Raw genomic sequence first — 23,528 nt, 5'->3', positions numbered from 1 at the left:
CCCGGTTCATTTCCCAGCAGGCCCTCCGTCGGAGGGTCCCGTTTTTGTCGCTTTATAGGCCCCAGAAGGTGGTGTCCCCATCGTAGCGGACAGCTGCGGTGTCAGCCCAGTGCGCCCAAATGCCGGTGTGTCCACCGGCGTGGCCGCGCCCGGCGTGTCGCGTACGGATGTAGAGCCCCAGGACAGCCCTGTGCTCGTCCTGCGCGCCCCCGTGCTCCGACTCACCACCTGGTACCGGATCGCTGAGATTGCGCGGTACCGCGGAACGCTTCCCGAGACCAAGTTCCGCCTGGCGAAGTTCCTAAACACCCAGCGCCTCGACCCCATGACGGGCCGCGTCGAGGGCCGCTACGGCACGGCGCAGGTGGACGGGGGCATCGCCCTGTCCGAGCGCTACGCGTGCGTGTACGAGGTCGGCACGGACCGGTTCTGGGACGACCTCAAGGGCCTCAAGGCCGCCGGGTTCGCGGAGCAGGTCCAGAAGCCGGCCCCGGGCCGCCGCGCGGTGTACGCGCTCGTCCTGCGCGCCGATGCTATCCCCTCCGACCTGCCCGAGGACCTCATGCAGGAGCTGCGTGTCTGGGACCTCCCCGAGGCCGAGGACCCGTACGAGGACGCCGCGTTCGGCCGCCTGTCGTCGCGGCCGGCCCCGGCCGTCGAGCCGTTCGTCGTGCGCGGGGAGAACCCCGAGACCCAGCAGCTCGTCACCGAGCTGGCCGCCGCTCCCCGTTGGGAGCACCCGGCCGACAGCCCGGCCGCCGCCGTCGCTCAGGCCATCAGGACGGAGTGGCAGCGCGCCCAGGGCACCGTCGATCCCTGGCCCGGCTGGGAGCCCGTAGAGGCGCCCCAGGCCGCCCGTACGGCCCCGGCCGTACCGAAGCAGCGCTCCGCCCCGGACCTGCGCTGCATCGCCGTCGCCGACCGCGACCGCGCCGCCGAGATCACCGCCCGGGTCCACCGGCTCATGGTGCTCGGAGCTAATGGCAAAACGTCCCCTCTATACGCGAGGGGGTTCTCACAACTAGATGGTTTTACTTCTACAGGTAGTAGTGGGCTGACCCCGGCGAACGGGATGGAAAAGACAAAGACGACGCCTTCGGCGGCGACTGGAAAGAGGACTGGCCAGGCGTTCGGGGACGACCTCAGCGCCGTTGCCAGGAGGGTTATGCGCCGCGTGTGGCACTCGTGGAGGGTCCAACTCGGCCACGGGGTGGTGTTCTTGCCTTCCGGCACCCCGGAGGAGCTCAGCCGGTCAATCACGGGCGACGCGTGGAACGACCTGCACCACACGGTCGAGGTCGCCCTGCGCCGGTCCACCGAGTCCGAGCTCGTCGAGCTGCTGACGAGCAATGTCGTCCGGCGGAACGAGTGGGGCGAGATCGTGTGGCGGGCCGAGAACCTCGGTCGTCTGGCCGGGTGGCGCCTGTGGCGGCTCATCAACTCTCGGAAGGACCAGCACGGCTACGGCCGCCGCCGCGAGGTCGTGCCCGCCGCCCACGTCGAGCGGTGGGACAACATGACCCCGGCCGAGCTGGAGCGCCGCCGGGCCCGCGCCAACGCCGTCGTCCAGACCCCGCCGGACTTCGACCGGCTGGAGGACCTGCGGGAGCAGGAGCGCCGCCGCGAGGCCGCCCGCCTGGCCGCCGAGGCCGAGCTGGCCGCCCAGGCGAAGCAGGCCGCCGAGGAGGCCAAGCGCCGCGAGCTCACCGGGCGGTGGGGCCTCGAACGGTTCGCCGAGCAGAGCCCGACCCGGCGGTGGGCCGCCCGGGAGCCCGAGGAGGTCCACGAGGCACAGATGGCCGCGCGCCGCGCCCTCGACGCCCCGCGCGTCCGGTCGTCCTCCGAGATCAGTTGGCAGGCCGCCGTGGCCAAGGCCCGCGCCGAGAAGCGCGCCCGCCGACGCAACCAGGCATGAGCACCAGGACCACGCCGGTACGGTGGCCGGAGAACGCGAATGCCGAGGTCATCGGCACAACGGAGGGGAGCCGGCCATGACACTGGCCGTACGGATGAGCCCGGAGGTCGAGCAGGCCCTCGGCCCGCAGATGGCCCTGCAGGCCCGCGGCATCACCGAGGGCACGTGCATCGAGTGCCAGCAGCCGCTCGACGACCAGCCGGTCAACGTCGTGCTGGGACAGGGCCCGATGGGCGCCGGCGGCATCTGGTTCGTGCACGACCGCTGTGCGCCGTCGAGGATCATCCCGTTGAACGCCGAGGCCGAGGCCGCCGTCGTCCAGCCCGAGGACGGGTACGACATGACGATGGCCGCGGGCACCGTGGACGGCCGCCCCGTGCTCGTCGCCCGCATGGTGATGACGCCGCTCACCGACTCCGGCACCCACGGCGCCGAACCGCGCAATATCTTCATGCAGGCCCTGCTGGAGAACGGCTTCCACCTGGTCACGGCCGAGGTCGACGCGCCGCCGCTGGGGGAGTGGATCGCCGTGTTCCAGCCCCACGGCCGCGACCTGCAGCTCATCGTGCTCACCCCGGACGGGGGCCGGTTCTTCCACGGCACCATCGCCCGCCCGCCGGCCGGGTGGGTCAAGTCCGTGCTCGCCGAGCACCAGGTCCTGCTCCTCGGCGGAGACGTCCCCGGCCGCCACGACGATGAGCCCGAGCATCTGCACGAGATCCTGGCCGCCGCCGCCCGCAACGGGCAGCTGGCCGGCGCCCGCATCGCGTGCGGCCGCCCCAACGACTTCGGCCTGGCCTAGCCGCCGAAGCAGCCTTTCAGCATCACCACGGCGACGACGACGGCCGCGATCTGCAGCGTCCGCTTGAGACCGAACAGCCTGATCAACACGAGTCCCCCCGGGGATGGTGGCCAGCACGCCGTACGGCGCGGCCCCCATTGTCGGGGGTCTCGTCTGTCCGGCACACGGTGATCCCGAAATCTCGCCGCGGCCGGCCCCTCGAAAGAGGCAACGGGCAACACGTAGAAGTACCTGGTGCCGGAACCGAGTTGGCCCGACCGTAGGGGCATGGCCCAGCTACGCATCGTCAGCTTCGGCTACGGGCACCCCAAGCCCCGGCCCAGCGCTGCCCTGATCCTCGACGTCCGTCACCTGACCGACCCCTACCTCGACCCGGCCCTGCGCGACCTCGACGCCCGCGACCCTCGCGTCCAGCGGGCCGTCATGCGCACCCCTGGCGCCCAGGCCGCGCTCGCCGCGATCGTCACCGCGTCGTACGCACTGCTCGCCCAGGCCGCCCCCGACGCCACGGTGACCGTCGCGGTCGGATGTGGGGGAGGTCGCCACCGTGCCCCAGTCCTGGCCTCGAAGGCCGCCGCGCAGATGGACCACCTCGACGAGCTCCGCGTCCAAGCCGTCCACCGCGACCTCGACGAGGAGCTGTTGCCCGCCGGCGCGGGCAACACCGCGGCGTAGGGGAGACTGGCCGGACGCCCCGGCGGCGCGGGCCTGCGTCCGGCCGATGCTGCCCGCCGCCGGGGCCGTCCCCTATATAAGGGGAGCGGCCGCCGGCGCCCGACCGGACGAGCCCACGAAGGAGCCCAGCACCGTGACCCTGCAGACCGGCGTGCGGATCTACCAGTTCGTCCGCGACCGCCTCGAAGACCAGCGCGACGAGCAGCACCCCCACGGCCACGACGCGTACGTGACCGCCCGGCTCAAGGCCGCCGACCTCAACCGGGACCACGCCACCGCCGTCCAGAACGGCGACACCGACAAGGCCGCGCACGCCCTGCAGGAGCTGTACGCGATGGCCGACGAGTGGAAGCACCACCCCGACTACCCGACCGACCCCACCGTTCCCCCGGCCGCTTGACCGTCGTTGATCAGGACGTGAACCCCCTGCCCACCACCGCCGCGCCGGGCGTCGCCGAGCGAGCCGAGGCCCTGGCCGACGCCGCGTGCGAGCTGCACGACGCCGCCAGCACTCCGGGGAGCTGGAACGCGGCCGCGGCCGAGGAAGCGGTCGAGGCGATGGAGACCACGGCGCTCGCCCTGCGCGGCGCGCACCCGGCCGCCGCCGCGGCGACGAACGCCATCTTCCAGGCCCTGGCCGGACTCCGCCGCGACCTCGGCCTCCCCGCCGCCGACACCGACGACGACCAGGACCAGGACGTCACCCCGCCGACCCCGATCCGCCGGCCGACCACCCGACGTGGCCTCGGCCCCGGGTACAAGGGCCTGCAGATTCCGCCAGACCGTACCGCCCGCCAGACGGAACCGGAATCAAGATCGCTGCCCGCCCGGCGGGAGCGGACGAAGTTGCCCACTCCACGACTGCCCGGGACGGCGTAGGCCAGGGGGAAGGCTGCGCGATCAACGCGCCGCCGACCCCGCGCGGAAGGAACCCGCCCCGATGCCAGATGCCTACAGCCACCCCGACCCCGAGTTCACCGTCGCCACCCTCGGACGGGCGCTGCGCGAGCTGCTCGCCACGTTCATCTCGGCGGCGCCCGAGCACGACGCCGACGGGGGCGAGCACACCTCGTGGTGGCTCGTGCTGCGGCCCGCCGACGACGACCAGGCCGGGGCCCTGCTCCCCACCGCGACGCCCGAGGGCAGCCCGTACGCGGTGCAGCTGCCCGCCGGGAGCGTCCGCATCCTCACCCGCCTGGTGATGGACCTCTGGCACCACGAGCAGCAGTCGACGGACGCCCACGGCCTGTGCCAGATGTGCGGCCAGGGCCGCGCACTGTCGGTCTGGCGGCCCCGGTGAACCCGGCTTGTTCGACGTCAAAAAACCATCGTTTTCTGACGGGTGCCGGTCGAGGGCCCGAATCACCCCGACGCGCCGTCAAAAACCCCGTCAAAAACCCGAGCCTTCAACAACCCCCCGAAGGCCCTTTTTTGAGAGGATCGGCGGGTGACGACGTTCTACGACCCCGCCGACGATCTGCTCGCAGCCTCTCCGGCCGTCCTGACGAACATCAGGATCGGATACGCCCGCGTCTCGACCAAGGGCCAGCTGCTCGACCGCCAGATTGACAGTCTCACCGCCGCGGGGTGCCGTCGCATCTTCGCCGACAAGAAGTCGGGGAAGAACGCCGAGCGTCCCGAGCTCAAAGCCTGCCATGCCTTCCTGCAGGAAGGGGACACGCTCGTCGTGCCGTCCCTCGATCGCTACGGCCGGTCCCTGCAGGACCTGGTGAACATGGTGGCCGAGCTGCGGGCGCGAGGCATCGGCTTCCAGAGCCTGCACGAGGCGCTCGACACCACGACGCCGGGCGGCCGCCTGATCTTCCACGTGTTTGCCGCCCTGGCGGAGTTCATCCGCGAGCTCATCGTGGCCGGCACCCACGAGGGCCTGGCCGCCGCGCGGGCCCGGGGCAAGACCGGCGGTCGCCCGACCGTGGTCAACGCCGAGCTGATCCGCGCCGCCCGCGACATGCTGCCGAACCCGGAGAACAGCGTGGCGAGCATCGCCCGCATCCTCGGCGTCTCGGTCGGCACGCTGTACAACCACATCCCGGACCTGCAGGAGCTCCGGGCCAGCCGCCTTCCGCGCCAGATCGAGCCTGCCGCGCACTGACGTGACGGGCCTACAAGCCGAGTTCTACCTCCTCCTCGACCGCCCTCGGTCGAGGAGGACCTCGGCCCCGGGGGGCACGCGGGAGCTCCCCTTCCCGCCCAACTTGCTGCCCACGAGACCGGGTTCACCGCAGGTGCCGACTTCTCGTTTTGGGCCCTCATTTGAGGTCGGATTTTTAGAACTTCCCCAGGTCAGACACTCCGCCGTCGAGCGGACTGTTACCTCCCGCCGAGTGGGCCGGGCCCGTCGAGCGGACCGCGGCCCGTCCGTGGGGGCGCCCAGGGTCCGTAATCCTCCGTGGCCAGCTGCGTGCGCGGCTGCAGGTGATTCGGGCTGGGAAAGACGGCTGGCGGCGAGGGGAGGGGGGCCGGTGGCGGACGGGTCGCCGTCTGCCCGGCCTGAGTTGGGCCGCTCGCCGTACTCCCGCCGTCGCGCATGACGGGCGCGTGAGGAGACCGCACCGCCGGCCGTGGCTGAGAGGGAGCAGCTGCTGCCGCGATGGCGACCGGCCGGTGTGGTCGCTCCGCGTCGGTGCACGTCTCGTCGTGGCCGAGGAGCGTGTCGTCGCCGGGTGGCCGGCCCCGGTGGGCAGCCACCGCCCAAGGCCGTCGTGGCGAGCAGGGCCGTGGCCCGGGTGATCTTCAACCCTCCTTCAATTCATTGCATTTCATTGCATCACAGCTATGCATTGCATTGACGAAATGCAATGCAATGAATTAGACTGGGGGGACCGCGAAGGCGAACGAGGAGGACGAGATGACCGAACGGCCGGACGCGTACGACACCGCCCCGGACCTGTACGAGGAGCACCAGGAGCTCGTGCGGACGATGACTCAGCTCCCGCTCCGCGAGCGGCTCGTACGCCGTGCCGCGCTTGCCGACCGCAGCACGCTCGACGCCCCCGAGGCGGACGGCAAGGCGACGCAGGACGTCCTCAGCGCTGCGCTCAAGCTCGCCGCCCACGACCAGCAGCACGGCACGGCCGCCGGCCCCATCGCCCCGCAGGCCCTCGGTCCGCACTCCCCCGCCGCCGACCTGCGCGCGTACATCCGCCAGGAGTACGCCGCCTGGCTCAACCCGCGCCCCACCGTCTGGCTCGTCGCCCGCAGCACGGACCCCGGCGCCACCCCGGCCGAGAACGACGCGGTCGCCCGTGCGTACGCCGAGGCGAAGTACCGCGAGGAGGAGCACCCCGACGACGTCGCCGACGCCGTCCTCACCTGGGACAGCGACGACGAGGGCACCGGCTACGCCGAGCTGCTCGACCGTGGCCGGGACACCGGCTGGCACGTTTACCCGGAGTACCTCATCCGCCGCAGCGACCTCCCCACCGCCGAGTAGGAGCACCGGAGATGACCGAGCAGCAGCAGTCCGAGCAGTCCGTCGAGCAGTCGGTCGAGGAGTGCGCGTTCCCCGACTGCCACCGCCCGCGGGTGCCGAAGGACCCCACGGTGCGCGGGCCGGCGCCGAAGTACTGCGACAACCCGGAGCACAACGCGATGACCGCCTACCGGGCGAAGCGCCGGGGCGCCGCCGGCACCGCGGCCGCCGCCCAGGCCGCCGAGGAGGAGGAGGACACCGACCGCCCGGTGACCGGCGCGGCCGCCACCGCCACGCTCGTGCGCGAGGCCGTCCTCAACGCCGTGAAGAAGCTGGAGACCGAACTCCCCCGGTACGTCGAGCTCATGGAGCAGATGACCGACCCGGAGGCCGCCGAGGCCCAGGTCGTCGCCGCCGAGACCCGGGCGGAGGCCCGGATCGCCGAAGCCCAGCAGAAGCTCGTCGACGAGCACGGCCGCCGGGTGGCAGCCGAGCGCCGGGCGAAGAACGCCGAGCAGGCCAAGGACGACGCCGACGAAGCGGCGGACGAGGCGATGCGCGAACTGGAGGAGGCCAAGGTCAGGTTCGAGGCCGAGGTCGCCCGCATCCAGGAGGAGGCGGACGCCGCCGTCGCCGAGGCCGAGCGGCAGCGGGACGAGCAGGTTGCCCAGGCCGTCGCCGACGCCGAGGCGAAGGTCACCGAGGCCCAGGAGCGCGCCGCCCGGGAGGTCGCGGACGCCGAGGAGAAGGCCGGGAAGGCCATCGTCGAGGCTGACCGCCGGGTGAAGGAGATGGAGGAGACCGTCGAGCAGGAGAAGGCCGCCGCCAGCGCGGTGAAGGCCAAGGCCCTGCAGGACGTCGAGGCCGCCAACGCCCGTGTGGTCGAGGCGAGCGGCAAGGTCGAGGAGGCTCAGGCGGCCGCGCGGCAGGCCACCGTCGACGCGAACGCCAGGGTCGAGGCCGCCAAGTCCGTGGCCGACGAGCTCCGCGCCGAAGTCGGGCGGCTCCGCGAGGACGCCAAGACCGCCGGCGGCCGGATCGCCGCGCTGGAGAAGAAGACCGGCGAGCTGTACGAGGAGGTCCGCAAGCAGGAGAACCGCGCCAGGGACGCCGAGACCGAGCTCAGCGAGGCCCGCCGGCAGCTGCAGGAGCTGCAGGAGCGGAAGCAGTAAAACCGGCCATCGGGCGGTAACCGGCCAACCTTGTCAACCAGGTTGACGTCACATCAGATCAGGCGTCAACCTGGTTGACATGACGACACATAAGGCACCCACCGTGACCGTCCGTGAGATCACCGAAGCCGACGTCCCCCCGGTCCCCGACAAGGAAGCCATCCGCGCGTGGCTCGACCGCAAGGGCGCCGGCGCCACCCCGCTCGGCGCCAACGCCGGGCACTACCAGCACATCGTGCTGAACACCCGCACCGGAGAACTGTCCTTCCACTGCTCGGACTACCGCCGCCGCGACAACGAGGAGGACTACTACCCCGGCAGCCTGTTCGCCCCCAGCCACTGGCAGGGCGTGCCCGAGGTCCTGTACTGGGTCATCGACTCCGGGGTGGACGAGCGCCCGTACCACGACGTCGCCGAGGGCAACGCGTTCGCGCACGAGGTCGCCCCGCTCGCCCAGACCCTGCTCGACCACCTGGTCCCCGTCCCCGGCACCGAGGACCTCGACTGGTCCGCCGTCTCCGCGTCCGCCGGCCTCGACATCGGCCGCGCGTGCCACCGCGACCGCAAGGGCCCCGAGGGCCGCCGCCCCTGGCTCATCGAGGTCAGCGACGCCGCCCGTGACTTCCCCCGGATCATCCAGGACCACGTCGCCACCGCCACCAACGCGACCGTCGACAACGAGGCGGAGCACCTGGTCCGCATGGGACTCCGGCGCCAAGGCGACTTCTGGCCCGACCTGGCCACGCACTACGGCATCGAGGAGCAGGACGCCACCCGCTACCACGCGGGCCTGATCGGCACCCGCGCGTACCTGTACCAGCACCGCCTCGACCAGGCCGCCGGACGCCCGCTCGTGCCCGCCGCCGAGTGGCTCGACAAGCACCCCACGGTCGTCACCGCCGACACCACCGACGCCGAGCTCGAAGCCTTCCCCCAGACCGCCCGCGCGGCCGCGGCCGCCGAGGGCATCGTGCTGCTCGGTGCCTCCCGCCAGGCCGCGTACGAGCGCCGCACCGCGCTCCGCCAGGAGGTCCTCGACGAGCTGGCCGCCCTCGGCAAGGCCCGCGCCGAGGCCGAGCAGACCGTGAAGTCCGCCCGCGCCGGCATCTACTCCCGCCTGTACCGCGCGTTCGCGTGGGAGGGCCGACCCGAGACCAGCGACGCCGAGCTGGGCAGGCTCGCCCAGATGACCCGCCAGGCCGTGAACAAGCTGCGCGAGCCGCTCGACGACGCGCCCACCACCGAGGAGGAGACCGTCCGTGCCTGACCCGATCACCGGTGAGGGGTTCGACGCACCGACCCCCGAAGTCGCGTACATGGGAGCCCCGGACCTCCTGCAGGAGGCCGCCGACCTCACCCGGATCTCCGAGCGCCTGCAGGCCGAGGCCAGCATCGCCGGGCAGAAGGGCGAGCCGTACGAGGTCGACGAGCACCGGGAGCGGCTCTACCTGCTCCGCCGCGCGGCCCTGGCCGACCGGCTGTCGCTCGCGTACCCGGACGCCGAGGACTTCCTCACCGACGCGGTCCAGCTGGCCCACCAGCTCGCCGAGTTCGACCGCGAGCACGACACCCACGTCGGCCCCCTCGGACCCAGCGCGATCGAGTGGGACCCGTCCCACCGCCCGTACGTCCGCCAGGAATACGACCACTGGGGATGGTGACCATGACGACCGTCGACCCCACCGTGGAGCAGCCCGCCGTCCTGTTCACGGCCGCGCTGCAGGAGCTGGCCGAGACCTACCCCGTCGACCCGGAGGGCACCGCTACCGTGACCGTCACGGTCACCGACCCGGCGACCGGCAAGCAGCACCAGGCGCTCGTACAGCCGGGCCACCTCGGGTGGCTGACCAGCACGGTCATGGCGGAGATGGCTACCTGCCGCAACGGCCACGCGGACGGGAACGGCCAGTGCGGGCACTGCGCCGGCACCGGCCGGGCCCACGACCGGTAGCCGACGACGAGCACCAGGACCACGAGGAGGAGCCGGAGATGACGACGGAGCAGACGCCCGTGCCGTGGGCCGCCCTGGCGACGGACGCCGCGACCGTCGAGCGCTACCGGGCCAAGGTCTACGACCGCGGCCCGGACCGGTGCGCGTTCTTCCTCGGCGCGATCAGCAGCTCCGGGCACGGCAAGCTGCGGGCCGGGTCGAGGAAGGCCGGCACCTCCCGCGTGGTCACCGCCCACGTCCTCGGCTACGTCATCGCCAACGGCCCCGCAGCCCTCCCCGAGGGCCACGTCGTCCGCCACACCTGCGACGAGTCGAGCTGTCAGCTTCCCGCCCACTGGGTGGCCGGCGAACGGCTCGACAACATCCGCGACTACTACGCACGCAGCCACCGGGCCGGACACGCGCTCGGCGACGTGCGCGGCCCGGACGGACGAGCCGTCGCCATCCGCGACGCCATCCTCACCGCCCTGGCGACCGGCGCCGACGTCGAGGCCGCCATCGCCGCCGCGATTGCAGCGGGTAACCCCACGGGCGCCATCCAGGACTCCCTCTTCTGACCCCAGCCCGGTAACAGTTGGCACCGCCCGCACGTTGATCAAAACCCATGCACATGGGGAAAGGAGACCCAGATGGCCGCCCCGAAGACCGACCCTGGCCGCGAGGGCACCCGCCTGATCGCCGCGCTGGAGAAGTGCTGGGCCCAGATCCAGAAGCACCACCCCGACCTCCCGCCGGTCCTCTTCATCACCGGAACCGGAATCCCCCGGCGCCAGACGGAGAAGCCGAGCACGTCGACCGGCGCACCCCGCCGCCGACAGCTCGTCACCCGCGGGCACCACTGGGCCGACCGGTGGGCCGTGGCCGAGCAGGAGCGGCGCCTGGCGGAGCTGTTCGTCGCGGGCGAGACCGTCCGCGACGGAGGCGAGGAGGTCCTCAAGACCCTGCTGCACGAGGCCGCCCACGCGCTCGCCCATGTTCGAAAAATCCAGGACGTCTCCAAGGGTGACCCACGGTGGCACCGCAAGGAGTTCGCGCAGCTGGCGCGGGAGACAGGACTGGAGCCCCCGAGGAAGTCGGAGAAACCGTTGGGTTTCTCCAATTGCACCCTCACCGACGCGACCCGCAGGAAGTACGCCGCCGTCATCCGCCAGATCGACGGAGCCGCCCTTCCCGGCCTCGGCGGAGCCGACCAGGACGATACCGAGGAGGAGCAGCCCACCTCTCCGGAGACCCCCGGCTCGACGAGCGGGAAGCGGGTCAAGGTGAAGTGCGGATGCCGCCCCGACCCCCGGGCGTTCCCCGTCACCCCGAAGATCCTCGCGGAGGGACCGATCATCTGCGGACTGTGCGGCGAGCCGTTCACCCTCCCCGACGAGGACGCCCAGGCCGCCGCCGGCACCGCCGAGCCGGACAGCGAAGCGGAACCCGACTCCCCCACGGTCGAGCCCGTCGTCGCCCTCCCTGAACCCCGCCCGGCCGAGCCCTCCGAGTCCCAGGATCTCCCCATGCACATGGGGCACTGACCCGCCCGCCGCGGCCCACCGCGAGCCCGCCCTCGGCGGGTGCGTGGGTCGGGCGTTTCCCCATGTGCATGGGGCGCAGCACGGCGCCGGCGCGCGGAGCGCGCGGCGGAATCGGCCGCCGCCGAAAATCACTCGTGGTAACAGTCGAGCCCCCGACCTGATCTCTGTGGTCGGGGGCTCCGCGTGTCTGTGCGCCACCGTACAGGGCGAGTGCAGCCCGTGCCAGCCCAGCTCACTACTCCCTCGGTACAGGCCGTCAGAAGCCCATCCAGCCCGTCTCCTCCCGCACGTCAGAACCACCCCACTCACCGCCGTCTCTCACCCATCCGCATCAGTCCAGCTCAGGCCACTACCAACCCCTCTTCTTCCGCCCCGTCTCTCCCTGCTACAACCCTCACTACATAACACACCTAGGCATTCTCAATTTGTCGGTGTCGCTGCCGCCCGTGATCGCGTATCCTCAGTGATCGTGCTACGCATCACGGCGATCTCCGGAGGAGAGGCAGGGCTCAAGTACCTGCTCTCCGGTTCGGGTTGCGCCGGCGGGCACCAGGCCGAGGCCGAGCTGGGGCTCAACGGGCCGGAGGGCTACTACGCCAAGGGCACGGAACACGGAACTCCGCTTGCCGTGTGGATTGGTGAGGGCCTCTCAGAGTGGGGCGTCGAGGCAGGCGCGAACGCTACCGAGCGTGACATTCGAGCGATCTTCGGGAAGCACGCGCACCCCGAGGAGTACCGGGCCGCGGTGTCCGCCGCGAAGGCGTACATCGAAGAGAACGGCATCACCGGCACGGCCGCCGAGAAGATCCTGACGGACGCTGAGGCGAGCGCCCGGCGAGGCCGGAAGCCCTACGAGTTCCGCACGGTCGAGCAGCGGATCGAGGACCGCCTGGCGAAGGAGCCGCAGGCGGACCCGGAGCGCGTCGCGGAGATCCGGAGGGAGGAGCGGGACAAGGGTCAGCGCTCCCCCGCCATGTACTTCGATCAGACCTACTCGGCGCAGAAGTCGGTGTCCGTCTACCTCACCGCGCTGGAGGCCGCCGGCCGTCACGAGGACGCCGCGAAGGTGCGCGGTGCGATGAACGAGGGCATCGCGGCCGCGATGAAGGTCTTCCAGGAGGAGGCCGGCCTCGGCCGGATCGGCTACCACGGGCAGGCGAAGAACGGCCGCCCGTCGACCGGCCGGTACGTCGACTCCACCGGCTTCACCGCCGCGATCTTCACCCACGAGGTCTCGCGCGAGGGCGACCCGCAGCTGCACGCGCATGTGGCGACTCTCAACAAAATCAAGGTGCTGGACGCGGACGGGAACGAGCACTTCGTGACCCTCGATTCGCGGGCGATGCACAAGGCCCGCGAGGCCGCGGCCGCCGTGTTCGAGCGCACGATGGAGCAGGCCATCGAGCGGGATCTCCCCGTGGTGTTCGAAATGCGTCCGGACGGCAAGGCCCGCGAGATCAAGGGACTCGACACCGAGCTGCTCGACGCCCTGTCGACCCGCACGTACCAGGTCGAGGCCCGGTACGAGGAGCTGCACGAGCAGTACGTCCAGGACCACGGCCGCGAGCCGTCCGCGTACACCCGGGCCCGGCTCCGGGAGATGGCCACGCTCGACACCCGCGACCCGAAGCGGAATGAGCACCAGTCCGCCGAGGCGAGGATCGAGCGCGCTACCCGGATCGCCGAGGACAAGGTCGAGGGCGGTCTCCTCGGTGCGCTGGAGAGGGCCGAGCGGGTCGGGTTCGACACGCGGATGGCCGAGGTCGACGCGCCCACGTTCGACCGTGAGGAGGTCATCCGGGAGTCGCTGGAGGCCCTGCAGACGAAGCGCGCGACGTGGGACCGCAGCGAGCTCATCCAGCAGATCAACACCACGCTGGGTGACAATCTCCCGCGCGACGTGCCGCTCGCGCCGCTCGCCAACGAGCTGGCGACCGAGGCGCTCAAGTCCGGGAAGTACGGCGTCGTGCAGACCGCCGGCCTGAGCATCATCGACGATGCGCCGTCCCGTATCCGGCAGAGCGACGGCCGCAGCGTGTTCGCCCCGTCTGCCCTGGCCAGCGAGAAGTTCGCGCTGGAGGAGCACCTCAGCGACGAGGCCCGGGTGGCCGCCCGCGCCCACCAGACCGGCGCCCCGTGCCTGGCCCCGCCCGTCCTCGACCAGGTGGTGAAGGAGTCCGGCGTCTCGGCCGACCAGGCCGACGTCGTCCGCGGTGTCCTCGGCGACAGCCGGAAGGTCAGCGTGGTCGAAGGCCCCGCCGGCGCGGGCAAGTCCTACGCGACCGGCGTCATCGCCCAAGCCTGGCAGGAGCACACCGGGGGCCGCGTGATCGGCCTCGGCCCCTCCGCCGTCGCCGCCGAGGTCCTCGGCGAGGAAGGCATCGAGATCCGGGAGAACACCACCCGGTTCCTCGACGTCTACTCGCAGGGCCTCGGCAACAAGGAGATGGTCGAGAAGTTCCGTCTGCGCGCGGGCGACCTGGTGGTCCTCGACGAGGCCGGCATGGCCTCCACCGACCACATCACCCGCGTCTCGGAGCTGTGCGAGCAGGCCGGGGCCAAGCTCGTGCTGATCGGTGACCAGCAGCAGCTGCAGTCCCCCGAAGCCGGTGGCCTGCTGCGCTCGATGGTCGAGGAGGGCCCGCACTACAGCCTCAGCAACGTGCGCCGCTTCCGGGAGCCGGACGGCACCGTCCGCGAGTGGGAGGCGAAGGCCAGCCTGGCCCTGCGCCGCGGCGACGTCCGCGCGCTGGAGGAGTACGACCTGCACGGCCTGATCGAGGGTGGCACGCTGGAGGAGATGAAGGCGGAGGTGATCCGGGCGTACGTCGCGGACACCATCGCCAACCGCGAGTCCGTCGTGATGACTGCCACCAACGCCCGCGCCACCGAGCTGAGCAGGGAAATCCGCGCCCAGCTCGTGCGGTACGGGCGGGTCGAGGAGGACGGCCTCCGGCTCGTCGACGACAACCGTGCGGGGGTCGGCGACCTGATCCAGACCCGCGAGAACGACGCCAAGCTCAAGGACTCCGAGGGCAGGCTCGTGCTCAACCGGCGGGTCTACCGCGTGACCGGCATCGGCGAGGACGGGCAGCTCACCGCCCAGCGGGTCGCCGGCCGCAACGAGGACGGCACCGAGCGGCTCGCCGGAACCGTCACCCTGCCCTCGGACTACGTCGAGCGGAACGTCGCCCTGGCGTACGCGGGCACGGTCAACGCCGTGCAGGGCCGCACCGTCAGCTACGGCGGATACCTGCTGGTGGAGGAAGGGATGTCCCGCCAGCAGGTGTACCCGGGTCTCACCCGCGCCCAGCGGTACAACCGTGCGTTCGCCGCGTGCCGCATCCCGGGCGACGAGCACCGTCTCCAGGGCCTCGACCAGGACGCCATGTCGATGCTGCAGGCCGCCATCGAGCGCGACGGGGGCGAGCTGGCCGCGCTGCAGGAGCTGCGGGAGAGCCAGGACTGGGCGGAGTCGATCCCGGCGCTGGAGCCGCGCTGGCGGGACTACATCAACGAGCACGTCCGCAACCAGTACGAGCCGATGCTCCGGCAGATGCTCAGCGAGGACCACTACAACAAGCTCCGGCAGGGCGACCCCAGCACGGTCTACCGCAAGCTGCGGGAGGCCGAGCTGGCCGGCCACGACGGCAAGAAGCTGCTGGCCGAGGCCATCGGTATGCGCCCGATGAGCTACCCGGTGCCCGACAACGTCCCGGCCCTGGTCAACTGGCGTATCGACCAGATGCTGGAGGACCGGCAGCCGGAGCGCGCCCCGGCCGGGCACAGCTGGGTCGACCGCACGCCGGAGATCCCCGGCGTCGAGGGCATGGTGGCCCGCGAGCTGGCCGAGGCGATGGACGCCCGGCGCGACGTGCTGGGCGAGCGCCTGGCGGAGGACCCCCCGGAGTGGGCGGTCCGCCACCTCGGCCCGGTCCCCGAGGACGTCCTCGAACGCGCCGAGTGGGCCCGCCGCGCGGGCACCATCGAGGGCTACCGCGAGCTGTACAACATCGACGCCCCGAACACCGCGATCGGCCGCCTGCCCGCGAAGGGCGCCGTCGAGCAGCGCGCCGCGTGGGAGGCCGCGCACGCCGCCCTCGGCCGCACCGAGGACCAGGAGACCCTCGCGCGGACCAGCGACGCCGCCCTGCGCGAGATGGTCGCCCGCTACGAGCGCGAGAAGTCGTGGGCGCCCGCCCACTACGGCGAGGAGCTCTCCGAGGCCCGCCAGCTGATCCTGCGCTACGAGGAGAAGGCGATCCTGGCCCAGGCCGACGCCGACCTGTGCGAGGACGCCGCCGAGCGCGCCGAGCTGGAGGCACAGGCCCGCGGCTACGAGGACCTGGTGGCCAACCTGTCCGCCCGGGTCGAGGTCATGGAGGAGATCGACGCGGCCCGCGCCGCTTGGTACGAGGAGACCGCGCCGGCGCGGGAGGCCGCCGAGGCCGCCCGCGACGAGCTGGCCCGCCGTGGCGCCGACGAGCAGCCGGTTGAGGACGTCGAGCCGGACCAGGAGCTCGACGAGGAGCTCGTCGCCGAGCCCGAGTACGACCTCGACCAGGCCCCGGAGCTGGACTGGGAGGTCGAGGGCGAGACCCTCGACCAGGCGCCCGACGTGCGCGAGGAGGCCGAGCTGGCCCCTGACCTCACCCACGAGGAGCAGGAGGAGCTCGACCAGGCGCTCGCCGCGTACGAGCAGAAGTACCGGGCCGCCGTCGAGGAGCCCACGCTCGACGTCGAGCAGGCCCCGGAGATCGACTGGGCCGTGGAGGGCGAGACCGTCACCACGGCGCCGGACGTCACGGTCGACCGCGCCGGCGTCGAGGAGCAGCTGGCCGAGGCCGACGAGCAGCAGCGCGTCCAGGACGAGCTTGCCGCCGAGGCCGCCGCGTACCACGAGGACCGGCGGATCGAGGCCGAGCAGGCCGCGGCCGCCGAGCAGGCCCCGGGCATCGACTGGGAGGTCGAGGGCGAGACGTGGCAGGTCGAGGAGCACGTCGACCAGGACGTCGAGCTGCAGCCGGAGGAGACCGAGCAGGTCACCGCCGAGGACACGTACGTCGCCCGGCCGAACCCGGAGCTGGACGCCGCGCTCGCCGCGTACGAGCAGCAGCTGCGCGAGCAGGCCGCCGCCGCCCGCGACGCCGAGCCGGAGTACGACCTCGACCAGGCCCCGGAGATCAACTGGGAGATCGAGGGCGAGACGCTGGAGGAGCGCCCGGAGCAGGTCGAGACCGTCGAGGCGGACGCCGAGCAGGCCGTCGAGGAGGAGCTGCAGCAGGGTGCGCCGGAGCTGGAGCAGGCGCCGGCGGCCGCCGCGCCCACGGCCGAGGACGAGCTGCGCGAGCACTACGAGCGGCAGTACGTCGAGGACTCCCTCGCGGCCGAGCGGGCCCGCGCGGCCACGGCCGAGGCACCGGAGGCCGAGCAGCAGGCCCCGCAGCTCCCGGTCCAGCTGGCCGACCTGCAGGAAGACCTCGACAAGGCCCACGCCGCGCTGAACAAGATTGCCGAGCGCATGGCGGAGAGCAACCGGGCGGCCGCCGAAGCCGACGACGCGGCCCGCGCCGAGCAGGCCGAGGTTCAGCGCAGCCGCCAGGCCGAGGCCGAGGTCGAGGTCGCGCCGCAGATCCAGCAGGACCAGGGTCCGATCATCAGCTACTGAAACGGCCCGTCGTAGCCCGTGCCTGCTGGCCGGGTGTCACCCCCGGCCCCTACTCTCAACGAACCAGGAGGTGAGCCGAGTTGAGCACCGCACAGGAGTGGACGCCGCCCACGCTAAGGCCGCTGGACGAGCTCAAGGCCATGACCGCGTACGTCACCGAGCACGGCTACGGCACCACGAGCAAGACGTACGTACGGGGCATCGTCACCGCGCTGAACTGGGTGACCGGCGAGAGCCCCGTGTCCCCCATCACCGGCACGCGGCTGGGCCGGCCGGTCGAGGGCATGGACGCCAGCAACGAGCGCAGCCGGGCGTACGAGGCCCTGTACCCGACCAGCGACCCCGCCCTGTGGAAGGTCACCCAGGACAACGGCCAGGACTACACGCTCGCCGTCGAGCACACGCTCGCGTGGGCCGCCGGCGGCGACGAGGGCCTGGCCGTACCGGCTGACTGGCCCTGGCCCCAAGACCGGTAGCCCGAAAGGGCGTAGACGGCAGCACGAAGCCCCCAGCGCGACGCGCTGGGGGCTTTCGTCGTCCGTACGGCTCCGAGGCCGCTACGAGGCCGCTACGGGCCCGGGAGCGGGCGCCTCACGGCGGTGCTGGAGGTCCCAGCTCAGGAAGGCGGACAGGACTTCATCGTCGTCGACCGCCCGCGGAGCCTCCGGGGAGTTGGGGTTGTTCGCCCAGGCGTCGTCCTGGTGGACACCGGCCTTGATGCACGGTTCCAGGGCGGCGACCAGGCGCTTCTTGACTCCGGGCGCGTACCGGTCGTGCCAGTCCCCCGCGCGGGACGGGGTGCCGTACGACGTGCGGTAGATCTTGAGCCACTCCTGGCACAGCCAGGACAGTTCGACCACCGCCTCCCGGTGCCGGTACCAGCACGGCGGGATGCGCGGCGCCGCCGCGGTCGGCCCGCCGGTGTTGGGGCCCAGGTTGTTGGCGACGAACGCGCCTGCGCGCCAGCCGACCCAGCCGTACGTGCCCTGCAGCTCCGAGCGCACCCAGCGGACCAGGATCTCCCAGGCTTCCCCGGCCTCTTCACGGTTCATGCCCTGGTCGAAGGACCAGTTCCAGACCGCGAGCTTCTCCTCGGCCGGTTCGGCCGCCAGGGCCTCAAGGTCGTCCCCGATCTTCTTGACCGTCTTGGCCAGCTCCTCCAGGCCCTCCCGGAGGGGGGCGAGGGCCTGCAGCTGCTCCTGCAGGCCGGCCGTGCGCTCCTCCAGGTGCTCGAACGCCTCTTGCACGTGCCCGAGCTGGGCGAGCGCGGTGCGCACGTCACCGTTGCGCTCGCCCAGGGCCTCGACGTCCTTCTCGACCTTGGCCAGGTCCTTGGCCAGGGCGAAGACCTGTCCGGCGAGTCCGCCGCCGTCCACGGCCATCAGCGGCGCCCCTTCGTCAGCGGGACCGCGCCGGCGTTGCCCGAGCCCGAGCGCGGGCCGGGCACCTGCGGGGGCCGGGTCGACCGGGTCAGCTTCTTGACGTCCCGGCGCTTCCACAGGGGCTTGATGTGGGTGATGACGGGGCTGCAACCGGCGAAGATGACCAGGCTCTTGCGCTTGCCGAGCTTGAAGACCTCTCCGGGCGTGATGACCGGCTTCTCCTCGGTGACCGTGCTGATCGAGGACTCTCCGTTCTTCGTGGTGGTCGTCTTGCGGTCCTTCTCGTAGGTGCCGCACATGTCGCTGATCTCCTTGCGGACCTGTGCGTCGCCGATGCCGCGCAGGAAGATGCGCACGTTGGCGTCGTCCCAGATGATCCGTCCGCGCTGCTCGCCCCAGACGTCGAACAGCTGGGCACGCGACTGCACGACGATGACCAGCGTGATTCCCCGGCCGCCGGAGTCGGGCATCCACTTGTCGATCGGCAGGGGGATGATGTTGGCGATCTCGTCCAGGGCCCACAGGCAGGGCGGGTCCATCCGGCCGGAGCCGTCCTTGTTGCCCAGGTCGATGGCCACGGACCGCAGGTAGTCCGCGAACATCACGAACAGCGGGGCGACGACGGAACCGGGCTTGTCGGAGCCGATCATGTAGAGCGTGCCCCGGTTCATCAGGAACGTCTCGGCGTCGAAGTGCTCGCCGGGGCCGGGCAGGACCGTCTGCGCGACCTTGGGGTTCGACATCCAGCCCAGCGCGTTGGACAGCGTGGTGAAGATGCCGTCACCCGTGCCCTGCACCACCTGCTGACGCTGCACCAGGAGGTCCGCCCAGTCCCGGGCGCCGGCCGCGTGCAGGATGTTCGCCGCCGTGCCGTCCGCGCGGTTCTGCGACCAGCTGTAGACGTCCATCATGGTCTTGCCGCCGAGGGCGGCCGCGTGCATGAACCGGGCCAGAACCTCGCAGGCCGTCGACTTGAAGAACTCGTCCACGCCGCTTCCGGCGCCGCTCGAACCGCGCGAGCCGTACAGCAGGTACGCGGCCCGCGAGATGGCCACCTCACGGTTCTCGCACCCGCGGATCGGGTCCCAGCGGAAGGTGTTGAGGTCCTTGGAGCCGCTCAGGCCCAGCGGGTCCCAGACCCAGACCGGGCCGAGCAGCTCGCGCAGGGCCTTGGTCGCCAGGTGGTCGTTGACCTTGGACGACGTGTGCACGACCGCGCCGTCCCACCGGTAGATCATCGAGTTGAGGATGATGGACTTGCCCTGCCGCGACGGGGCCAGGATCAGGTAGTTCTGCTCCGGGGTGCCCCAGATATCGGTGGGCAGGCCGCTGTTGCGCGTACGGCCGAGCGGCACGGCGTACGCCGTAGTGGGCACCTTCTTCTCCCGGCCGACCAGGCTCGGACGGGTCTGCGGGATCATCTCGCGGGCGTGACGGGCGCTCATCTCCTCGCGGATCTCCCGCTTGGAGGCGAAGCCCGGCCGGGGCGCGAACTGCATCCACACCCAGCTGGCACCGGCCACGGCACCCACGGCCGCGACGGCGACGACGATGCCGCCGGGGCCGTAGACGAACTCGTTGAAGTCGTTCAGGTGGTTGAAGATGGCCGGGTCCGTGGCGGGGTCGCTGCCGGGCAGGCCGGGCGCCGGCGACGAGGCCGCCAGCTCCGCGGCCGTAATCTGCGCGTGGGACATCATGCGGGGTTCCTCCGTTGTCGTGTCTCAGGCCCTCGGGAATCAGCGCTGCCATCGCCCCCCGGGGGCTTTGTCCGTCTGGCTCCGGTGACCTGCTTGGCACCGTATGCGCGGGGTCGGACAACCCTCTGCTCGTTTATTGCGGGCGGCTGCTCGGCAGCGCGCGGTTCCCGCCCGGCGGAGACCGGGTGATCTCCGCAGGGCGATCCTGCAGCGGTCTGCCTGTGGACAGAGCGCGCGGTTCCCGGCTGACGGGCACTCACTTCCGAGCGGGCCCGTCAGCCGGGAAGGGATCAGACCGGCTGACGCTGGCCGTTGATCGGCCGGGTCTGCGCGGCATCCTCGGCCCGCTCGTGGCCGTCTGCGCGGTAGTCGCTCGACTCCTGCCGCGCGCCGCTCGGCACCGCGCGGGAGCTTTCCGAGCGCGCGGTTTCGCCCTCCGGCTGCCGCGCGCCGCCGTTGGCGATCATCGCGGCCCGCTTCTCCTTGAAGTCGATCAGCCAGTTGCGCACGTTGCCGTCCGAGACGCCGCACGCCTTCGCCAGTTCCGAAGCGGTCGGGGGTTCCTGGCCGGCCGTCACGGTCTCCAGGTAGAGCTCCCATCCGAGCTGCTTGGCCTCACTGCGGAAGGTCGGCGCCTCGGCGAGGGCGGCCGCCTCGGCCTGGCCGCCGAGCCGCTCCGCCAGCTGCGGCCGCAGGGAGTCGAGCAGGGCCTGCGCCTCGGCCGCCTCGGCACGGGTGCGTGCCACCGCCTCGGCCGCCCGGCGCTGCTCCTCTTCGGCCTTGCGCCGCAGGTCAGCAGCCCGTTCGGCCGCCACCCGCTGAGCCTCGGCCGCTTCCCGGGCCTCCCCGAGAACACTGCGCAGACGCTCGACCTCCCCGGCGGCCGCGCGGGCCTCTTCGGCCTTGGTGCGGGCCGTTTCCTCGGCGGTCCTCCGCTCGTTGGTCAGGCGGTCCAGCTCCTTGCGGAGCGCCTCGACCTGTCCCTCGGTCGAGTCCTTGCGGGACAGCTGCTCGTCGAGCTCCCGGCGCACCTGGTCGAGCGCGGCCGCGGCCTTGTCGAGCTTCTGCTGCTCCTCCTCGGCCCGCTCGATGAGCCGATTCACATTCTTGGACTCTTCAGACATTTCGTCTTCCGCGCGCTTCCGCGCAGCTTCCGCGCGCCGCCGAGCGTCTTCCGCGCGCTCCGCCTCAGCCTTGGCTTCCTTCGTCTCCTCGGCCGCCCTGGCGAGGGCCGCCTCGGCTTCCTCCCGCGCGGCGACGGCCGCCTTCTTCTCCTCGACTGCCGCGCGCTTCTCCTCTTCCGCGCGCTCCCGCGCAGCCTCGGCCTCGGCCCGCGCCTCTGCCGCGCGCTCCGCCTCGGCTTCCAGTTCCGCCGCGCGCTCCGCCGCCTCGATCCTCTTGGCCGAGGGCAGGATGGCGACCTCCTCCATCAGCTTCATGACCGCCGGGGTGTCGGAGGTGTCGACCGTGGCGACGTCATCCACGCGCGTCCAGCCGGCCAGCCCGCGCAGTACGGCGAGCGCCTGCGCCGAGTCGAGCGCGAAGTCCGAGCGGTCCATCGCCGTGGTGGCCTTGCGCCGCAGCGCGTCCAGCTCGTTCACGGCCTTGGCCAGGTCCCGGCGCTTGGCCTCCCGGTTCTGCACCAGCTTGGCGTGCTGGAACAGCGCGACACGCAGGCGGAACAGCCGGGTCGCCGCCTTCTTGGCCAGCGTCGCGCGGGCGACCTGGCCCGACGTCGAGTTCGGGTCCATGCCCAGACCGGAGAACGCGGCCGCCCATCCCTTGGTCCACAGCAGCGCCAGGAGCCGGATCGGACCGGCCTTGGACTCGTCGGTGACCTGCTCCGAGCCGCGCATCCGGGCCCGGAACTCCAGCTCGATGATCCAGGAGGCGCCGATCGGCACGGCCGCGATGAAGGGGGCCGAGACCGGGTTCGGGGCGTGGATGAAGTTCGCCGTCGCGGACACGGCCACCAGGGCCCACGCGGTGTTGTGGATCAGCCGCAGCTGCGTGGTCCACCCGAGCTTGGCGTTGGCCCGCTGGTAGAGCTGGGAGAACAGCACCAGTTCCATCGCGTCGAAGATGGCGATGAAGCCCACGGCGATGACCGGGGGCAGCTGCGCGGTCTCCCGGGCGAACCCCCACATGCCGTAGATCGAGACGACCATGCCGCCGAGGGCGACATACGCCTGCCGGCCCATGCTGCCCAGGCCGATGACCTCGGACTCCCGGCCCTCGGCCCTGGCCCTCTCCATGTCCTCCCGGCGCCGGTTGCGGGCCCGCTCGGACGCGCGCCACACCGTACGGACCGACAGGTACGCCGCGCCGAGCCAGGCCAGGAGCACGGCGGCCACGCTGACCGTCAGGACCCACGCCGGCGTGTCGGACACGACGCGGTCAAGAGTGGACGACCAGTCAAATCCCTGACCGGTTCCCGCCGCCTGTGACCAGGACGGATGCACTCCGGCCGTAGTCTGGGACAGACGCATACAGACCTCCATATCTCTGCGTCGCCTCGGCCTCAGCGGTCCCACAACCGCTGGGGCCTTTGTTCTGTCAGGACCCTTCGTCGGGGTCCACTTCGTTTCCTGCGGCCCGCTGAGATTCCAGGCCCTCGATGTACTCCATGAAGCTGGCGAGGAGTTCCTCTTCGGTGTCACCGACGAGGACCCCCCTGCGCTTGAGGAGGACGTCCACCGCGACCCTGATCACCGTGTTCGCGGTGATCCGCTCGCTCTTGCGTGTCCGAGCCGCCTGCAGCTCCTTGGCCAGCACGTCCAGCTCGATCTGCTGATCGCCCCTGAGCGGCACGTATTTGGGCGAAACCGTCTTACTGGCCGCCTCCGCCGCTTCGTTGAGGCTGGATGAACGCCTCGCCGGCCGTTCCGCTGCCATCTGTCCCCCTTGGGGTCTTGGAGTTCCTGACCCCAAGAGGCTATGGCTCCGGATCTTCGGACCTGCAGGAGTCGGCGCTCGCTCCCTGGTCACGCCCCCCATCGGGCCTCCTTCGGTGTGTTCACGAGAAGAATCCTACACTGAAACTCTTGAACTTCAAGACTCCGAGAGTTATGGTCTTCCATGTACGACGAGAGGGGCCAAGGCACACGGCCCTGGCCCCTCTCAGGCCGGAGTTGCAGCTCCGACCACCGGAAACCCCTGTGCATCTCGTCCAGAGAGGGATCTCCATGCGTCATCTTCCCAGGACCACCCGTGTCCTGACCACGCACATCAACCCCGACACGACCCCCGCGCCGAAGCGCGTGCTGGTCGTGGGCCGGTTCCGCCGTCCCACCTGCGACAACTGCGACGA

At 71.6% G+C, this 23,528-nt stretch carries 20 protein-coding genes; 16 read left to right on the top strand and 4 right to left on the bottom strand.

Going from position 1 to position 23,528, the window contains the following annotated elements; translation table 11 throughout:
- Positions 1 to 127 precede the first annotated feature (127 nt).
- From ABZ340_RS32115 to ABZ340_RS32040, 16 genes are all read left to right on the top strand, one after another.
- Positions 128 to 1,915, top strand: a complete 1,788-nt coding sequence (locus ABZ340_RS32115) for a hypothetical protein (protein WP_358785398.1) — start codon at positions 128 to 130, stop codon at positions 1,913 to 1,915.
- 76 nt (positions 1,916 to 1,991) lie between these two features.
- Positions 1,992 to 2,717 (top strand): hypothetical protein, encoded by a 726-nt coding sequence (locus ABZ340_RS32110; protein WP_358785397.1) that lies wholly within the window; start codon positions 1,992 to 1,994, stop codon positions 2,715 to 2,717.
- 267 nt (positions 2,718 to 2,984) lie between these two features.
- Positions 2,985 to 3,392 carry an RNase adapter RapZ gene (locus tag ABZ340_RS32105; protein ID WP_358785396.1) on the top strand — a complete coding sequence of 136 codons (408 nt, stop codon included), beginning with the start codon at positions 2,985 to 2,987 and terminating at the stop codon, positions 3,390 to 3,392.
- Between the two features lie 133 nt (positions 3,393 to 3,525).
- On the top strand, positions 3,526 to 3,792 hold the full coding sequence (locus tag ABZ340_RS32100) for a hypothetical protein (RefSeq protein WP_358785395.1): 267 nt from the start codon (positions 3,526 to 3,528) through the stop codon (positions 3,790 to 3,792).
- Positions 3,789 to 4,271, top strand: a complete 483-nt coding sequence (locus ABZ340_RS32095) for a hypothetical protein (protein ID WP_358785394.1) — start codon at positions 3,789 to 3,791, stop codon at positions 4,269 to 4,271. The genes ABZ340_RS32100 and ABZ340_RS32095 overlap by 4 nt, the downstream gene beginning before the upstream one ends.
- A 61-nt stretch (positions 4,272 to 4,332) precedes the next feature.
- Positions 4,333 to 4,692: a hypothetical protein gene (locus ABZ340_RS32090; RefSeq protein ID WP_358785393.1), complete on the top strand. Its 360-nt coding sequence runs from the start codon at positions 4,333 to 4,335 to the stop codon at positions 4,690 to 4,692.
- Between the two features lie 147 nt (positions 4,693 to 4,839).
- The gene (locus ABZ340_RS32085; RefSeq protein WP_358785392.1) at positions 4,840 to 5,505 is read left to right on the top strand and encodes a recombinase family protein; all 666 of its coding nucleotides are present in this window, start codon (positions 4,840 to 4,842) and stop codon (positions 5,503 to 5,505) included.
- A 756-nt stretch (positions 5,506 to 6,261) separates the two neighbouring features.
- On the top strand, positions 6,262 to 6,846 hold the full coding sequence (locus ABZ340_RS32080) for a hypothetical protein (RefSeq protein WP_358785391.1): 585 nt from the start codon (positions 6,262 to 6,264) through the stop codon (positions 6,844 to 6,846).
- 11 nt (positions 6,847 to 6,857) lie between these two features.
- Positions 6,858 to 7,997, top strand: a complete 1,140-nt coding sequence (locus tag ABZ340_RS32075; RefSeq protein WP_358785390.1) for a hypothetical protein — start codon at positions 6,858 to 6,860, stop codon at positions 7,995 to 7,997.
- Positions 7,998 to 8,076: 79 nt separating this feature from the next.
- Positions 8,077 to 9,264, top strand: coding sequence for a hypothetical protein (locus tag ABZ340_RS32070; RefSeq protein ID WP_358785389.1), 1,188 nt, complete (start codon positions 8,077 to 8,079; stop codon positions 9,262 to 9,264).
- Complete coding sequence (locus ABZ340_RS32065) at positions 9,257 to 9,658, top strand: hypothetical protein (protein ID WP_358785388.1); 402 nt, start codon at positions 9,257 to 9,259, stop codon at positions 9,656 to 9,658. Before ABZ340_RS32070 ends, ABZ340_RS32065 begins: the two co-directional genes overlap by 8 nt.
- Before the next feature lie 2 nt (positions 9,659 to 9,660).
- Complete coding sequence (locus ABZ340_RS32060) at positions 9,661 to 9,948, top strand: hypothetical protein (RefSeq protein ID WP_358785387.1); 288 nt, start codon at positions 9,661 to 9,663, stop codon at positions 9,946 to 9,948.
- 38 nt (positions 9,949 to 9,986) lie between these two features.
- The gene (locus ABZ340_RS32055) at positions 9,987 to 10,505 is read left to right on the top strand and encodes a hypothetical protein (RefSeq protein ID WP_358785386.1); all 519 of its coding nucleotides are present in this window, start codon (positions 9,987 to 9,989) and stop codon (positions 10,503 to 10,505) included.
- 72 nt (positions 10,506 to 10,577) lie between these two features.
- Positions 10,578 to 11,471, top strand: a complete 894-nt coding sequence (locus ABZ340_RS32050; protein WP_358785385.1) for a hypothetical protein — start codon at positions 10,578 to 10,580, stop codon at positions 11,469 to 11,471.
- Between the two features lie 469 nt (positions 11,472 to 11,940).
- Positions 11,941 to 17,139 carry a MobF family relaxase gene (gene mobF, locus ABZ340_RS32045; protein WP_358785384.1) on the top strand — a complete coding sequence of 1,733 codons (5,199 nt, stop codon included), beginning with the start codon at positions 11,941 to 11,943 and terminating at the stop codon, positions 17,137 to 17,139.
- A gap of 80 nt (positions 17,140 to 17,219) precedes the next feature.
- Complete coding sequence (locus tag ABZ340_RS32040; RefSeq protein WP_358785383.1) at positions 17,220 to 17,615, top strand: hypothetical protein; 396 nt, start codon at positions 17,220 to 17,222, stop codon at positions 17,613 to 17,615.
- Positions 17,616 to 17,696: 81 nt separating this feature from the next.
- On the opposite strand, the gene ABZ340_RS32035 is transcribed toward ABZ340_RS32040, so the two are convergent.
- The 4 genes from ABZ340_RS32035 to ABZ340_RS32020 all read right to left on the bottom strand — a co-directional run bounded on the left by ABZ340_RS32035 (position 17,697) and on the right by ABZ340_RS32020 (position 23,113).
- Entirely contained in the window at positions 17,697 to 18,521 is an 825-nt protein-coding gene (locus ABZ340_RS32035) for a hypothetical protein (RefSeq protein WP_358785382.1), read from the bottom strand.
- The gene (locus tag ABZ340_RS32030; protein ID WP_358785381.1) at positions 18,521 to 20,218 is read right to left on the bottom strand and encodes a TraM recognition domain-containing protein; all 1,698 of its coding nucleotides are present in this window, start codon (positions 20,216 to 20,218) and stop codon (positions 18,521 to 18,523) included. The genes ABZ340_RS32035 and ABZ340_RS32030 overlap by 1 nt, the downstream gene beginning before the upstream one ends.
- Before the next feature lie 290 nt (positions 20,219 to 20,508).
- Positions 20,509 to 22,608: a hypothetical protein gene (locus ABZ340_RS32025; RefSeq protein WP_358785380.1), complete on the bottom strand. Its 2,100-nt coding sequence runs from the start codon at positions 22,606 to 22,608 to the stop codon at positions 20,509 to 20,511.
- Positions 22,609 to 22,774: 166 nt separating this feature from the next.
- On the bottom strand, positions 22,775 to 23,113 hold the full coding sequence (locus ABZ340_RS32020) for a chromosome segregation ATPase (protein ID WP_358785379.1): 339 nt from the start codon (positions 23,111 to 23,113) through the stop codon (positions 22,775 to 22,777).
- Between the last annotated feature and the right edge of the window lie 415 nt (positions 23,114 to 23,528).

Source organism: Streptomyces sp. NPDC006134 (assembly GCF_040628835.1).
Lineage (GTDB): Bacteria > Actinomycetota > Actinomycetes > Streptomycetales > Streptomycetaceae > Streptomyces.
The sequence above is the reverse complement of the archived record's forward strand: the minus strand, read 5'-3'. Positions and strand labels throughout refer to the sequence as shown.